At 61.9% G+C, this 15,321-nt stretch carries 13 protein-coding genes; 6 read left to right on the top strand and 7 right to left on the bottom strand.

What is annotated here, in order from left to right:
- Positions 1 to 38 precede the first annotated feature (38 nt).
- Positions 39 to 1,007 carry a Gfo/Idh/MocA family protein gene (locus ACUN0E_RS08095; protein WP_445566224.1) on the top strand — a complete coding sequence of 323 codons (969 nt, stop codon included), beginning with the start codon at positions 39 to 41 and terminating at the stop codon, positions 1,005 to 1,007.
- Positions 1,008 to 1,261: 254 nt separating this feature from the next.
- On the opposite strand, the gene ACUN0E_RS08090 is transcribed toward ACUN0E_RS08095, so the two are convergent.
- Positions 1,262 to 1,981: an IS6 family transposase gene (locus tag ACUN0E_RS08090; protein WP_445566223.1), complete on the bottom strand. Its 720-nt coding sequence runs from the start codon at positions 1,979 to 1,981 to the stop codon at positions 1,262 to 1,264.
- 289 nt (positions 1,982 to 2,270) lie between these two features.
- Between ACUN0E_RS08090 and ACUN0E_RS08085 the strand changes: the two genes are divergently transcribed.
- A complete protein-coding gene (locus ACUN0E_RS08085; RefSeq protein WP_445566222.1) occupies positions 2,271 to 2,708 on the top strand; it encodes a DUF3022 domain-containing protein in 438 nt (145 codons plus the stop codon).
- Between the two features lie 157 nt (positions 2,709 to 2,865).
- On the opposite strand, the gene ACUN0E_RS08080 is transcribed toward ACUN0E_RS08085, so the two are convergent.
- On the bottom strand, positions 2,866 to 3,435 hold the full coding sequence (locus tag ACUN0E_RS08080; protein ID WP_445566221.1) for a chemotaxis protein CheB: 570 nt from the start codon (positions 3,433 to 3,435) through the stop codon (positions 2,866 to 2,868).
- A 294-nt stretch (positions 3,436 to 3,729) separates the two neighbouring features.
- On the opposite strand from ACUN0E_RS08080, the gene ACUN0E_RS08075 reads away from it, so the two are divergent.
- Positions 3,730 to 5,316 (top strand): FAD-dependent oxidoreductase, encoded by a 1,587-nt coding sequence (locus tag ACUN0E_RS08075; protein ID WP_445566220.1) that lies wholly within the window; start codon positions 3,730 to 3,732, stop codon positions 5,314 to 5,316.
- Between the two features lie 145 nt (positions 5,317 to 5,461).
- On the top strand, positions 5,462 to 6,670 hold the full coding sequence (locus ACUN0E_RS08070; RefSeq protein WP_445566219.1) for a permease: 1,209 nt from the start codon (positions 5,462 to 5,464) through the stop codon (positions 6,668 to 6,670).
- A 12-nt stretch (positions 6,671 to 6,682) separates the two neighbouring features.
- Here ACUN0E_RS08070 and ACUN0E_RS08065 read toward each other — a convergent pair whose 3' ends face one another.
- Genes ACUN0E_RS08065 through coxB form a run of 5 tightly spaced genes read right to left on the bottom strand, consistent with a single transcriptional unit; the run spans position 6,683 to position 12,259 of the window.
- Entirely contained in the window at positions 6,683 to 8,101 is a 1,419-nt protein-coding gene (locus tag ACUN0E_RS08065; protein WP_445566218.1) for a c-type cytochrome, read from the bottom strand.
- A gap of 2 nt (positions 8,102 to 8,103) precedes the next feature.
- Positions 8,104 to 8,556: a hypothetical protein gene (locus ACUN0E_RS08060; protein ID WP_445566217.1), complete on the bottom strand. Its 453-nt coding sequence runs from the start codon at positions 8,554 to 8,556 to the stop codon at positions 8,104 to 8,106.
- Entirely contained in the window at positions 8,553 to 9,167 is a 615-nt protein-coding gene (locus tag ACUN0E_RS08055; RefSeq protein ID WP_445566216.1) for a cytochrome c oxidase subunit 3, read from the bottom strand. Before ACUN0E_RS08055 ends, ACUN0E_RS08060 begins: the two co-directional genes overlap by 4 nt.
- Before the next feature lies 1 nt (position 9,168).
- A complete protein-coding gene (ctaD, locus tag ACUN0E_RS08050) occupies positions 9,169 to 11,181 on the bottom strand; it encodes a cytochrome c oxidase subunit I (RefSeq protein WP_445566215.1) in 2,013 nt (670 codons plus the stop codon).
- A 16-nt stretch (positions 11,182 to 11,197) separates the two neighbouring features.
- Positions 11,198 to 12,259: a cytochrome c oxidase subunit II gene (gene coxB / locus ACUN0E_RS08045; protein ID WP_445566214.1), complete on the bottom strand. Its 1,062-nt coding sequence runs from the start codon at positions 12,257 to 12,259 to the stop codon at positions 11,198 to 11,200.
- Between the two features lie 254 nt (positions 12,260 to 12,513).
- On the opposite strand from coxB, the gene ACUN0E_RS08040 reads away from it, so the two are divergent.
- Together ACUN0E_RS08040 and ACUN0E_RS08035 are read left to right on the top strand one after the other, a co-directional pair.
- Positions 12,514 to 13,719 (top strand): HlyD family secretion protein, encoded by a 1,206-nt coding sequence (locus tag ACUN0E_RS08040; protein ID WP_445566213.1) that lies wholly within the window; start codon positions 12,514 to 12,516, stop codon positions 13,717 to 13,719.
- Complete coding sequence (locus ACUN0E_RS08035) at positions 13,716 to 15,320, top strand: DHA2 family efflux MFS transporter permease subunit (RefSeq protein ID WP_445566212.1); 1,605 nt, start codon at positions 13,716 to 13,718, stop codon at positions 15,318 to 15,320. The genes ACUN0E_RS08040 and ACUN0E_RS08035 overlap by 4 nt, the downstream gene beginning before the upstream one ends.
- The last annotated feature ends 1 nt before the right edge of the window (position 15,321 follow it).

Genomic DNA, 15,321 nt, shown 5'->3' with positions numbered 1-15,321 from the left:
CGGCAACGCGTTGAACGACACGAACACACGGAAGAAAAATGACTGAAAAGATTCGCTGGGGCTTACTAGGCGCCGCAAAGATCGCCGATAACTTTGTCGTGCCGGCCATCCAACGCTCGTCCAACGGTTGGGTGACCACGGTCGCCAGCCGCGACCGTGACCGCGCACAGGCTTTCGCGACCAGGCATGGCATCGACCATGTATTGACCAGCTACGATGAGGTTATTGCGAGCAGCGACGTAGACGCGATCTATATCCCGCTGCCGACGGCCAGCCACGTGGAATGGTGCAAAAAGGCCCTGCTCGGTGGCAAACACGTGCTGTGTGAGAAACCAATTGCAATGAGTGCCGGCGAGGTGCTCGAATTGATCGCTTTGCGCGACAAAACCGGGCTTCTATGTGGCGAAGCATTCATGGTGGCACATCATCCGCAGTGGGATTTTGTTCGCGACAGCCTCGCTCAGGGAATGCTCGGTGAACTCAAACTGATCGAAGGATCGTTCACTTACTTCAACGACGATCCCAACGCGCTCAAGAACAATCTGTCACTCGGTGGCGGCGGAGTCCGTGACATCGGCGTCTACCCGGTCGTGACCACGCGTCTTGCGACAGGACTTGAACCGGCTAGCGTGCATGCAGAGGTCCTGCTCGACCCCCGCTTCGGCACGGACCGATTCGCACGATGCACCGCCGACTTCCCTGATTTCTCGATGACGTTCTACTGCGGCACGCAACTGTCGCGCCGGCAGCACATGATCTTTCTCGGAACGAAAGGCTGGTTAAGCGTTGACGCACCGTTCAATCCGGGCATATATGGCCCGGCGCAAATTCGCCATCGTTCCGATGAAACAGGTCAAACACGCACCATTGAGTTCGGCGACGTAGACCAATATCAACTGATGGTCGAAGACTTTGCGAGAGTAGCGCTTGGGCAGAAGGCGAATCTGGCTTTCACCCTCGAGAATTCGCTCGGCAATCAGCGGGTCATCGATCAGATACTTTCCTGAGCTGAGATTAGACGAACATCGCAACGTCCGGATAATCGCGAACTACGCGTTGGCGGTATTCACGACCGCTAACGCGCAGTCTGCGGGCAAACGCTATTGAGGCGTCGGTGCATCCTGCCGGATCAACGCGCGGCGTTTAAGTTCGGCCCAGAATTCCGCTGGAATCTCAGCTCTGAAGGTTTGAAGGTTGTCCTCCGGGATCTGGTGCAAATAAGTGGCGTGGCGGAGATGTTTCTTATATATATATGGATACCTTATCGATTGACAAGGACCACATTCCAGGCGGAGGGTGTAGCGATGTCCTCGCGCGCGAGAGCGGAGAAGTTGAACTGCCCCTTGCGAATGCGATGCATCAACTCGATGCCGGAAATCGTGGTTGCGGCACTCCTGAACCGTTTGAATCCGAGCATCACGTTCGTTCTGGACTTGATGTGACGATGATCCTGTTCGATCAGATTGTTGAGATATTTCGAAGACCGCACCTTCGTGTCCTCAGGCAGCAGGCTTTCGGCCTCCATCTCGCGCACAGCGCGATGTGAGGCCGCATAGCCGTCGAGCGTGATGGTCTTCGGTGACTGGCCCTGATGCCTGATGGCCTTGCTGAAAAATGCCTTTGCCGCAGCCACATCGCGCTTTGCCCTGAGCATGAAATCTACCGTCTGGCCGGCCCGATCCACTGCCCGATATAGATAAACCCATTTGCCTCGGATCTTCAGGTACGTCTCGTCAACCCGCCACGACCGTCCCGCAGGTGTTGCAAAACGGTTCCAGCGCTTGACGAACTCGGGCGTATAGCGCTGCACCCAACGCAGGATCGTCGTGTGAGCAAGCGACGACCCTCGCTCAGCCATCATCTCGACGAGATCGCGCAGGCTGAGCTTGTAGCGCAGATACCAGCGCACACAAAGAATGATCACATCACGGTCAAAGTGACGGCCGGCGAACAGCCCGTCCAGACTCTCCAGTTTTCTCATCGCGGGCTCTCGAATCGGTCGCGCCGATACTCTAACCGATTCGTTGACCGCTATTTGCACCACAGCCCCGGCCCGATGGGTGCCCGGTGTTCTTCGCAGCGCGTGCCTTCGATCTGAATAATGAGCAAGCGTCGAGCCTACCGCGAATCAGCACCATGCCGCGGGCGCCAGCGGGTCATTTCAGAATGTCGCGCGCAGCGCAGGGTCAGATCGAACCGGACTCGTCCGATCGCACCTCGCGCTGGTTTCGGGTCTGGCAAACGAGGCCCGGCGATACGAGGAACGGCCGTTGCTGCAAATTCTGATGATGGGTAGTTTACGCGTCGCTGGCGTACCAGGGCAGCACACCAACTTGCTGGAGGGGCAGATGAATGAAGCAGAATTTGACCAACGCCTCGAAGAAATCGAATTGGCGCTGGCCGGTATTTTCGAATCGGCCAAAGCACCGGCTGTCAGCAGCTATGACGAAGGCGCTCGCTTGTTCCTCCAATTATCCTGGGTGGTCGAATCGCATCGCGATACGTCACTCGACGCGCGGTGCGTCATCACCCTTGTCCTGAAGCGGGAGCAGTTCGATCGCTATGCGTCGCTGGACACTGCGCAACGCAAGGCGTTTCAAGCGCGCCTCGCCGAGTGGGTGCGTCAACGGTTTGTCGAGCGACAAAATCCACCCGCATTGCAGGGAGACTGCGCAGTGGAACTTGACGTGCCAGATGAGTTCCCATGACTACCAGTGCGGGCATCACATTGGGAATGCGAAATTGCGACAAGCAGCACGCTACTTTTTGCAAAATTGCGTCAAAGGATGCAGAGTCTGGAAGTCGACCAAAGGTTCTCAGTGAAAGCATTTGCGGCGTGCTATCGAACCTCGGCGGCGCGCGCCGTCACCCACGAACAAGGGAAGCAAGCAACAGCGGTATCTCCGATAGCGGCAAGACGATGTGTGGGTGATCGCCCCGGATTGCGCTAAGCGGCATGTCTGGATTCCGCGCGTCGGCTGGATCCTGAACGATACAGATTCCACCCGCATCCTTGATGGCTTGCAATCCGTCGGTGCCGTCGTGGTCACCCCCGGTTAGCACAACGCCAACTACCCGGGGTCCAAACGCCCGGGCGGCGGATTCGAATAACCGGTCGGCCGCAGGCCGCGCGTGCCGCACCTTCGGTCCATCTTCCAGTTTGACCGAGCCGCCCGGACCGATCGTCATATGACAGCCCGCCGGCGCGATGAACAGGCGCCCTGCTTCGACGGCTTCACCGCCATTTGCATACGCCGCCTTCAGCGAAGTGAATGGCGCGACCATTTTCGCCAGCAAACCTGGGCTTGACGGACCCGTATGCAACACCACGAGCATGCAGCCTGGGAACGGACGAGGAAGACCATCCAGGATACTGCGCAGCGCGTCCAGACCGCCAAGCGATCCGCCGACCACCACGATGTCGCGTACAGGCATGATGCGGCTCGCTTCTGATGACAAGGTTCTCCCTGACAAGCAAGACGCATACCGCCCTGCACTGCGGCGGTTGTCCGTCGGTCGCGTAGCGCGCGGAATCGGCCACGTGATGGCGGCCGGGCTTATGTCCACCCCACGGGATGCTGGTCAGTTTGCCCGTTCCTCCTGAGCACGCGTCGCCAGCATCCTTTATGACGCAGCGCCCGCTGTCATGGAATGCCGCTTGCGGCGCAGTGGGCAGGCTGACGACGCACCCGCGTCGTTTTCGGCGAACATCGATTCGGAGGCTCAACGATGTCAGACTCCTCATCCGCGCACCGCGTTGCCAAAACCAACGAATTGCGCGACGGCGTGCCGAAGCGTGTCAAGGCGGGCGATACGCCGATCCTGCTCATCCGCAAGGGCGAAGAGATTCGCGCCTTTCAGGCCGACTGCCCGCATGCAGGCGCACCGCTTGACGAAGGCGCAGTCTGCCGTGGCAGACTCGTCTGCCCGTGGCACAAGGGCACCTTCGACACCGATTCCGGCGCGCTGCTCGAACCGCCGGCCCTACACGGGCTGATGCGCTACGCGGTCACACTGGACGGTGACGACGTGCTCGTCTGTGGCGAAGCCGGGGAACCGCAGCCCGCCGCGCAGGTTCGCGAAGGAAAACGGCGTAAGGCCGACACCTTCGCCATTGTCGGCGGCGGCGCAGCGGGTGCAGCCGCGTGCGCGTCGCTGCGGGAATTCGGTTTCGCCGGCCGCCTCGTGCTGATCGACGCGGAGACAAGCGAGCCCTACGACCGCACTGCACTCAGCAAATTCGTTCCCTCCGGCGAACTGAACCCGAGCGAAGTCTATCCGCTGTTACCTCCGGATTTCTTCCATCAACACCACGTTGAGCGCACTCGCGGGCGGGTGACGAGGCTGAACGCGAGCACGCGCGAGATAGCAATCGACGGTTCGCTCACGCTGAACTACGACGCCGCACTCTTCGCTCCTGGCAGCGTACCCAAAGCTCCCCGCATACGCGGACTCGACAATCCGGCCGTCCGCAAGCGCGTCGTGCTGCTGAGCGGCCTGGACGATGCGCTAAAGCTCGACCGCCTTGCCGCCGCGGGAGGTCACGCGGCCGTGATTGGCAGCAGTTTCATCGGCCTGGAGGTCGCTTCCGCGTTGCGCAAACGCAAGCTTCGGGTGACCGTCGTCTCGCCGGCGAAGACGCCGTTCGCGACGCAGTTCGGTGACGAGATCGGCGCGCACTTCCGCACCCTGCACGAACAGAACGGCACCGCGTTCCGGATGGATGCGCACGTTGCGGCCATCCAGCCGGACCATCCGCTTCGCCTCGAATTCGATGACGGCACCGGGTTGGATTGTGACTTTGTGATCGTCGGCACGGGCGCCCAGCCGGCGACGGCGTGTCTGGAAGGCGTGGCGCGCAATGACGACGGCGGGGTCGACGTCGACGAATCGATGCGGGTCGCCGAAGCACTTTATGCAGCCGGCGACATCGCCGCGTTCCTACCCGCACCCGGCAGCAGGTGCATTCGTATCGAACACTGGCGGGTCGCACAACAGCAGGCCCGTGCCGCCGCACGAGCGATGCTCGGCCTCGACGCGGCACCGCCGCTAGTGCCATTTTTCTGGACCTACCACTACGGCAAACGCTTCGATTATCTCGGCCACGTGCGCGCTGGCGACTGGGATAAACTGGTCACGATCGGCTCGCTTGAGCGCGATGACTTCGTCACGCTGTTCGCACGCGATAACACGGTGCTGGCTGTGCTCGCCTGCAATCGCGAACATGTGAGCGCGTGCCTGGCGGAAATGCTGCGTGACCCGCTCACGGTGGATGCGGCGCGGCGGCTCATCGGGAGCGCACAACGCGACTCATGACGCTGATGCTGATGGTCATCGCGCCGCAAATGCTCAATATCCGCAACGACGCGCTCAGGCGGCCACCTATACGACCGGAGCCTGACGCGACGGCATGCGATGCCGGCTCGCGGCATCGACGAATGCAGCAGACAGGGAGATCGTCATGCAGTTTTTCGCCGCACTCGGTCACGCGCTGTGGATGGCCTTCGCCATGCTGTGGCAAATATTCTGGGGATTGAGCCTCGGCTTTCTGTTTTCCGCCGTGATTGAGGTTGCTGTCACGAAGTCAGAAATGTCGAGGCTTCTGCCAGATTCCTCGCCTCGCTCGTTGACAGTCGCGAGCCTGCTCGGGGCCGCGTCCTCCTCCTGCTCCTATGCCGCCGTGGCCATGGCGCGCTCGATCGTGCGAAAAGGTGGCGACTTCACTTCCGCGATGGCGTTTCAGTTCGCCGCGACGAATCTCGTCCTCGAACTCGGCGTCCTGGTGTGGGTGCTGATTGCCTGGCAATTCGCAGCCGCCGAGTTCATCGGTGGTCTGATCATCATCGTGGTGCTCGGGCTGCTCTTCCGGTTCTTTCTCAAAGACCCGCTCGAACAGGACGCGATCAGGCAGGCCAGGAGGGGGATCGCCGGTAATATGGAAGCCCATGCGGCGATGTCGATGGCACAGCAGCACGGAACGTGGATGCATCGCCTGTCTTCCAGGGAAGGCTGGATCGCCGTCAGCCACGGCTATGTGATGAACTGGGCGATGCTATGGCGCGACATTGGCATCGGCTTGCTCGTGGCGGGCGCGCTCGGGGCCTGGGTCCCGGACCATTTCTGGCAAACATTCTTCCTGGTCGGCCACCCGGCAGCCGCGATGATCTGGGGCGCATTCGCCGGCCCGTTGATTGCCGCGGCGTCCTTCACCTGCTCCGTCGGTAACGTTCCGCTTGCCGCGGTGCTCTGGAATGGCGGCATCAGTTTCGGCGGCGTGGCGTCTTTCATCTTTGGCGACCTCATCATTATTCCGATCCTGAATATCTACAGAAAGTATTACGGCGGCAGAATGACCGTTTTCCTCGCCGTGACGTTCTACTTCGCGATGGTGACTGCCGCGCTGATAATCGAGGCGCTGTTCCAGGCGTTGGGCGGTATTCCAAAGGATCGCCACGCAACAGTCGCAGCTGCATCGATCAGCTTCAACTACACCACGGTTCTGGACATCATCTTCGGCGTCGTCCTGGTCGTGCTGACCGTCGTATTTCTCAGGACCGGCGGCCCCGACATGATGCGAACGATGGCAAAGGGAGAAGCCGATCACACGTCACACCCGCATAGCGACGCCCGTGAGCCTGCATGCGACGGCCGTCACGGACACACTGAATGAGTGCCCCCCGCGCTATTTATGAATAGCGCTGCGCACACCAGTCACATCGCGCGTCGTGACCGGCGGCGCCGCGTTGCCCCATGTATTGCGGATGAACGTCAGCACCTGAGCCATTTCCTCGCTGGAGAGTTTGTCCGCGAAGGACGGCATCTTGCGCGAGAGTGGCCCATTCTCCGTCTGCGGACTCGCGCCCCCCTCGACCAGCAGGCGTACGAGCGACGTGGTCTGCGGCGCGAGTACCGCGGGGTTGCCCGCAAGGCGCGGATACTTCTGCACGACGCCGAGCCCGTCTGACTGGTGACAACGCGCGCAATAGCTCTGGAAGATGCCGGCGCCCGGCCGCTCGACGTCGCCGGCGTACAGCGCCTGCACCGTTTGCTGCGCCGCGCGCGAATGCATGTCGTAGCGCCCGGCCGGCTCGCTCGATGGCAAGCTCTTCAGGTACGCGGCGATCGCGGTCAGGTCGTCGTCGTTCAGATACTGCGTGCTGTCTTCGACGACCTGAACCATGCTGCCAAACGTGACGAGTCCCCCACCGTGCCCACTTCTCAGAAACGCTACGATGTCCTGCGCCGGCATGCGTCCGAGACCCGAACCTGGATCGCCGGTAAGGTTCGGTGCGAACCAATGGTCGTTGGTGCCGCCCGTCAGGTAAAGATGCGCATCGCCGTCGTAGCCGCGTTCCTCATAGGCCGGCCCGCGCGGTGTATGGCACGCGCCGCAATGACCGAGCGATTGCACGAGGTAGGCACCGCGATTCCACTGTGCGTCGTGCCCGGCTTGTGACACGTATTGTCCGCTCGACACGAACGCCCAGTCCCAGAACATCAGCGCCCAGCGCTGGCTGAACGGAAAAGGCAGACGCGTCGGCGGCGCCGGCTGTGCGACTGGTTTGACGCCGTGCATGAAGTACACGTACAGCGCGCGCATATCGTCGTCGTTGATCTTCGCAAAAGACGGGAACGGCATCGCCGGATAGAGCCGCTTTCCGCCGGGCGCGATCCCCTCGCGCAGCGCTCGGGCAAAGTCGCCGTAGGTATAGCGCCCAATTCCACTAGCCGGATCCGGTGTAATGTTGGACGAATAGATCGTACCGAACGGCGAGGCCATGCCCAGGCCGCCAGCGAAGGGAGCGGGCGGCGTTCCGCCGCCCGCCTGGCCGCCGGTGGGCGCTGCGGTATGGCAGCCCGCGCAATCGGCGGCTTTGGCCAGATACGCGCCACGGGCAATCAGAGCGGGATCCGCAGCGGCCTGCGTGGCACCCGTGACCGGCACGACCGGTTGGGCCACGCGCAGTGCCGCTGATCCGGCCAGCATGCCCGCGAAAGCTGCTGCGCAACCCACCGCCAGCACGACGCGCAGGCGCTGGCGGCTGAGCCGGCCGTTGAAACGGCCTCGCGTGGCTCGGCGTGCGGATTGGCGCGCGTTCATTTTCACCACCCGCAAGGTGAGACGATCAGCACCGCGATATCGGTGGCGATCAGCGCAAACACGAACAGAGTGCTGCACATCGCCCCTACTCTTGCGAGGAAACCATCCAGCAGATCCTGGCCGTCGCTCGCACTATCTGGCATTCCAGCGTGAATCCGTTTGACGAACTGAACATTGCACCATGCAACGAAGGCACCCCAACAGCCCAGCACCAGACAGGCGAGATTGACGGCAAGAATGGCGGTATCCAGCCAGGGCAATATCGGGGCCGTCAGCGGATGATTGCGAGGAAAGCAACTGTGTGCGGCCAATGCCTCAGTGATGCCCATCTGCATGACCCAGGCGAACGGCGTCACGAGCATGCCGATCAGCGCGTGCGAACCGCGCAGGCCCGGCATAACAGCCGATGCGGAAACCTGCGCGGCTGACGGCGCGTTGGTTCTGGTGGGATTCATGACGCTTGCCTGAACAGATACGGCGTCAGATACAAGGTGGCGAAGATAAACAACCACACCACATCGACAAAGTGCCAGTACAGTCCGCCGATCGTCAGCGCAACGCACCGCCGCTCGTCGAAGTAGCCGAACGCCGTCCACAACAACAGCAGGAACAGCACGACGATACCCACCGCGACGTGCATCATATGAAACCCGGTGATCGTAAAGTAAAGTGAGCTGTAAAGCTGCGCAGTCAGTCCATACGGATGGTTATGCCATTCGCGAAACTGGATGCCGACGAACGTGATGCCGAGCACGACCGCCACACCCATCGAGGCAACACCCCAGCGCAGCCGTCTGCGCCGCACGCAGCGCTCGCAGAACCAGACGAAGCCGCTGCTCGACAACAGGATGCCCGTGTTCAGAACGCCGAGCCCGAGCGTGGGCATTCCTTCGGGCGGCCATTGCTGGCCGGTTTGCGACGCAAGGTACAGATACGAAAAGATCAGATAACCGAACAGCGCCCCTTCGGTGACGATCAGCGTGAGACAGCCCCACCATCCGCCGGAGCGCTCACCGGCACTGCCAACGGGCAAGGTGGTCTCGTGAGGTGTCGTGACCTCGCGCATATCAGTCTCCTGCGTCGGTCACGGTCTGTGGCTCACGCTGGATGAGCGCGCGTTCGGGCCACAGCCACACCACGATGGTTATTGCACAAGCGAGCAGCGTCGCCGCCGTGAAGAGTTCGGCGCGCAGCGCGAGCCCGGCGAACACGAGCGTCGCGAACAGGCCGAGCCAGAACGGCGCGTACGAATCGTCGGGCATCTTCAGGATCACATCCGGCTTGCCTTCGAGCGCTGTGGTGCCGAGCGCCTCGCGACCTTCGCCCAGCAGGAAGCCCTCGTCGAGTGTCGAACGGCGATGCAGCGCCCCGCCGTCTGTACCCTCTTCCATCCGGCCTTCCCACAACGGATGCCGGCTCGCAACGATCGGCAACACGGCGAAGTTATAGGGCGGCGGCGGCGACGCAACGGACCATTCGAGCGTCGGCGCATCCCACGGGTTATCGCCGGCAATGGCGCCGCGTTTGACGCTATGGAGCAGATCAACCAGAAAAATCAGCACGCCGGACGCGAAGACGAACGAGCCGAGCGAAGTCACCAGATTCACGGTGTTCCAGCCCATGTCGGCCGGATAGGTGTAGATGCGCCTCGGCATGCCAAGCAACCCGGCGATATGCATCGGAAAGAACGCGACGTTAAAGCCGACGAACATCACCCAGAAATCGATCTTGCCGAGCCGTTCACTCATCATTCGGCCAGTGAATTTCGGAAACCAGAAGTAGATGCCGCCAATCACTGGAAACACATTGATGCCGAGTAACACGTAGTGCAGATGCGCGACGACAAAATACGTGTCGGTCAGTTGCCAGTCGAACGGTATGGCGGCCGTCATCACACCCGACACGCCGCCCACCACGAACAGGAACACAAAACCGGCGAAGAACAGGAACGGTACCCGCATGACCGGCCTGCCCGTCCAGATCGTCGCGATCCACGCGAAGGTTGCCACGGCGCTGGGCACCGCGATCACCATGCTGGCCGCGCCGAAAAACGACAGTGCGAGCGCCGGGATGCCGGTCGCAAACATGTGATGGATCCACACGACAAATCCCACCAGCATGGTCGCCACCGTCGAGAGCGCCACCGGCCCGTAGCCGACCAGCGGTCTGCGGCAGAACACCGGCAGCGCATCGGAGACGATGCCCATGGCCGGGAGCACGACTGCGTAGACCCATGGATGCGCGAAAATCCAGAACAGGTGCTGCCAGAGCATAGGCCGCCCGCCGTTGAGTACGTCGAAAAAATGAGTGCCCACGCGCCGGTCCAGCCACAGCAGAAAAAACGCCAGGCTCACCGACGGCACCGCCAGCAGGTTGCCACCCGATGCGGTCAGCGTGCCCCATACCAGCACCGGCATCCGGTCGAGCGACATGCCCGGCGCGCGCATGCGCAGCAGCGTGACAACAAAGTTGATCGAACCGACGGTAGTCGAAATGCCGAGCAACACCATGCCAAGCGCGTACACGTCGATGTTGGGTCCCGTGTTGTACTCCAGTCCGGAGAGCGGCGTGTAGTTGAACCAGCCCGCATTCGGTGCTTCGCCAAGCGGAAAGCTCGCGTAGAGAAACAGGCCGGCGAACAGGAACACCCAGTAAGAAAACGCATTGAGACGAGGAAACGCCATATCGCGCGCGCCGAGAATCAGTGGCCACAGGTAGTTCGAGAAACCGGATAGCACGGGCAGCGCGTACAGGAAAATCATCGTCACGCCATGCATCGTGAAGAGCTGGTTGTACTGTTCGGGCGTCAGCACTGTGGCGTTGGGGCGCGCCAGTTGCACGCGCATCAGCAGCGCTTCGATGCCGCCCGCCAGCAGGAACACAAAGGCCGTCACCAGATAGCGCAGGCCGATAGTCTTGTGGTCGACTGTCGAGAACCAGCCGCGCCAGCCTGGCCGCGCTTCCCATAGTTCCCGTAAGCGCGCCTCCTCCGCGCTGCCCGGTTCGATGCGCCCGATGCGCAGCGTGCGCGACACGCTCAACGCTTCGGGTTGCACTGAAGACACGGTGGTATCGGCCATCGGCTTGGCTCCTTCGTCAGTGCAGCGTGGACAGATAGGCGGACAGCGCAGCAGCATCCGCTGCGGTCAATGTAATGGAGGGCATCAGCGAGTCAGGCTTGATCCGTTGCGCGTGCTGGATCCAGTCGATCTGATGCGCGGGCGTGTTGGTGAGCGCCCCGGCGGCCAGCAGGCGGCGCGCGTTCAGATGTGTCAGATCAGGGGCTTGGGCGCCCAGTGCATCGGTGCCGCGCACCGTGTGACACCCCGCACAGCGCTCGCCGAAAAGCCGCTGCCCCGCGGCCGCATTGGCGCTGCTCACCGGTTGCGCGGCCTGCCCCTGAGCGAGGCGCCACGCATCGAAATCCTGGGCGCTTTGCGCGATCACTTCGAACGCCATGTGCGCATGCTGCGCGCCGCAGAATTGCGAACACTGGCCGCGATAGGTGCCGGGCCGGTCGGCCTCGACCCATTGCTCGTTGATCTGGCCGGGAATCGTCTGCGTCTTGCCGGCGAGTTGCGGCACCCAGAACGCGTGGATCACATCGGCGCTTTGCAACTCGACCTTTACCGGTTCGCCGACAGGAATATGAATTTCATTAGCAGTCACGAAGTTGCGTGCCCGATCGGGCGCGTCGCTGTAGGCCACTTTCCACCACCAGTCGTACGCGGTGACGGTGATTGTCAGATTCGGCTGCCGCGCGGGTGCGGCCACAGTTTCGAGCGTCATCAGCACATAAATAAGCGTCATGAGCAGCACGGCCGATGACACGCCTGTGCCGATATAGATCCACGCCAGCCCGCCGCTATCCGCATGGAGCACCGCCGGGTCGGCACGCGGCCGGCGTCGCATAATGGCGACGAACAACAGCACTGTCACCAGCGACGACACCGCTACTGCCAGCGCCGTGAGCATCCAGCCCAGGTGCATGGTGGGCTCCGCAGCGGGGCCGGCAGCGTGCAGGAAATAATTGAGAGGTGCGATGCCCGGTGCCGGTTGCGCGACGGCTGACGTCGCGGCAAGCCAGGCCGATGCGGCACACGTGCGCATTGCAAGGTTGCCGCGCAATGCCATCGTGAACTGTTGCCGTATCAGCATCCGTCCCATCTCCGTGAGTCCTGGTTTCGCGGCAGGCCATCCGGAAGGAGAACGTCCTGCGTGTGGGCGATCAGCAAAAAACGGGCCGCGCCACGAGAGTGGTTGGGACAAACGCCGGGCAATTCCGCGCGACCATGTCATGCCGGCAAACGGCGTGGGAAAATTTCAGAGCGGGCACATCGTTTGCTCGACGTCGGTGCGCCGAGGATCCGGGTCGGCGCAATGTCCCGTCGCACTCTTCGGAACGAATCCCAATGTCAGATCAGAGCGCCCTCTCTCACGATGAGCAGGATCGTAAAAAACCTGAGGACCAGTCCGCCCGCGCTTCCCGCGATCAGACGCCGCAGGACAGCAATGAAAACCGGAACGAAGACGGCGCCGACAGTAAAGACAATGGCAAAGACGACAAATCCGGCGCCCGCAAGCGTTCCAGCAAGAAACCATTGATCATCCTGGGCGCGGTGGCCGTTCTGCTTGCGGTGGTCGGCCTGATCTGGTGGTTCGCGACACGCAACCAGGTCAGCACCGACGACGCCTACACAGACGGCAACGCAATCACGATCGCGCCGAAGGTATCGGGTTACGTTGTGCGGCTCGCGATCAACGATAACGTCTATGTGCACAAGGGTGACCTGCTGCTCGTCATCGACAAGCGCGACTATCAGGCCCAGGTGGACGCCGCTCGCGCGCAACTGGGGCTTGCGCAGGCCCAGTTGAACGCGGCCCAGGTGCAGCTCGACATCGCGCGCGTGCAGTATCCGGCGCAATACCGGCAGGCGAAGGCGCAGATCTCGTCGGCTCAGGCGAACTTCCATCAGGCACAGGCCGCGTACGAGCGGCAGCATGCGGTCGACCAGCGCGCGACCACGCAGCAGAACGTCGATACCGCCGACGCGCAGCGGCAAACTGCCAACGCGAATGTCGAACAGGCGCGCGCACAACTGCAGACGGCAAGCCTTGTGCCGCAGCAGATCAGGCAAACCGCAGCCGCCGTCGAAGAACGCCGCCAGCAGGTTCAGCAAGCGCAGGCGCAGCTTGAACAGGCCGAACTCAACCTGTCGTATTGCGAGGTGCGCTCGCCATCCGATGGCTGGATCACGCGCCGCAACGTGCAGTACGGCACATTCCTGCAGGCGGGCGTGTCGCTCTTTTCGATCGTGACGCCGCAGATCTGGATCACCGCCAACTTCAAAGAATCACAGCTCGAGCGAATGCGTCCGGGCGACAAGGTAAACGTCGAAGTCGATGCGTATCCGAAGCTCGATCTGCACGGCCATGTCGATAGCATCCAGCTTGGCAGCGGCTCACGCTTCTCGGCGTTCCCCGCCGAAAATGCAACTGGAAACTTCGTCAAGATCGTCCAGCGCGTGCCCGTGAAGATCGTAATCGACGATGGCTTGCCACGCGACCAGCCACTGGGTCTTGGCTTGTCGGTGACGCCCAAGGTTTACCTCAAATGAGCGCAGAGGACGCAAAAAGCTCGAACCAGCCGCAGGACGGCGGTCAGTCGAACTGGCGGCCGGCAGGTAACCCCTGGCTGATTGCCATCGTCGTCACGCTCGCCGCGTTCATGGAAGTGCTCGATACGACGATCGTCAACGTCGCGCTGCCGCACATTGCCGGCACCATGTCAGCGAGTTACGACGAGGCCACCTGGACGCTCACGTCGTACCTGGTCGCCAATGGCATTGTCTTGCCGATCTCAGGATTTCTTGGGCGCTGGCTGGGCCGCAAGCGCTACTTCCTCGTCTGCATCGTCGCGTTCACGATCTGCTCGCTCCTGTGCGGCATCGCGACCAATCTCGGGCAACTGATCGTGTTCCGGCTGCTGCAGGGTTTTTTCGGCGGCGGTCTGCAACCGAACCAGCAGTCGATCATTCTCGACACCTTCCCGCCCGCGCAGCGCGGCCGCGCGTTTTCGATCTCGGCAGTCGCGATCGTCGTCGCCCCCGTGTTGGGACCTACGCTCGGCGGCTGGATCACCGACAACTTCTCCTGGCGCTGGGTGTTCCTGCTCAACGTGCCCGTCGGCGTGCTCACTTCGCTCGCGGTGATGCAACTGGTCGAAGATCCACCATGGCGCAAGCGCGAATCCAGGGTTTCGATCGACTATATCGGCATTACGCTGATCGCCATCGGTCTCGGTTGCCTGCAAGTCATGCTCGATCGCGGCGAGGACGACGATTGGTTCTCGTCGCCCTTCATCCGCACTTTTGCGCTGCTAGCGGTGCTGGGGATCGTTGGCGCGATCTGCTGGCTGTTATATGCCAGGAAACCCGTAGTCGATCTGAGCTGCCTGAAAGACCGCAATTTCGCACTCGGCTGCGTGACGATCGCCGCCTTTGCCTCGGTTCTCTATGGCAGCGCAGTGCTGGTGCCGCAACTCGCGCAGCAGCAGCTGGGTTATACAGCGATGCTCGCCGGGCTTGTGCTATCGCCCGGCGCGCTGCTGATCACGATGGAGATTCCCATCATCGGTCGGTTGATGCCCCATGTGCAAACGCGCTTTCTCGTCACCTGCGGGTTTTTTCTGCTGGCCTGCGCACTCGCCTATTCGCATACGCTCGTGCCAGATATCGACTACGCCACGCTCGTCAAGATGCGCAGCGCGCAGTCCCCCGCGATCGGCTTCCTGTTCGTGCCGATCACCACACTCGCTTATCTGACCGTACCGCAACGCCTGAACGACGATGCGTCCGCGCTCTTCACCATGTTTCGCAACGTGGCCGGCTCGATCGGCATCTCCGTGTCGACCGCGTTGATTCGCGAGCGCACCCAGGCGCGTATGGCGCATCTGTCCGGCCATCTTTCGCCGCTCTCGCAAAACTATAACGACACGCTGCAACGCACCGCGAAAACCATCGCGGATATGACCGGCCAGCCCTTCGCGCAGGCGCTGCAAACAGCTTCCGGCCGCCTCTACGAAACATTCGTTTCGCAAGCCACCATCCTGGCCTATGTCGACGTATTCGCGATCCTCGCGGTGTTCTGCTTTTTGTGCATTCCGGTCACGTTCTTCTTTTCGCCGGCCAAAGCGGCCGGTGGCGGGGGAGGCCACTGAC

Source organism: Paraburkholderia sp. D1E (assembly GCF_052682275.1).
Note: the sequence above shows the minus strand (reverse complement) of the source record. Positions and strands in the feature narration are given on the sequence as shown.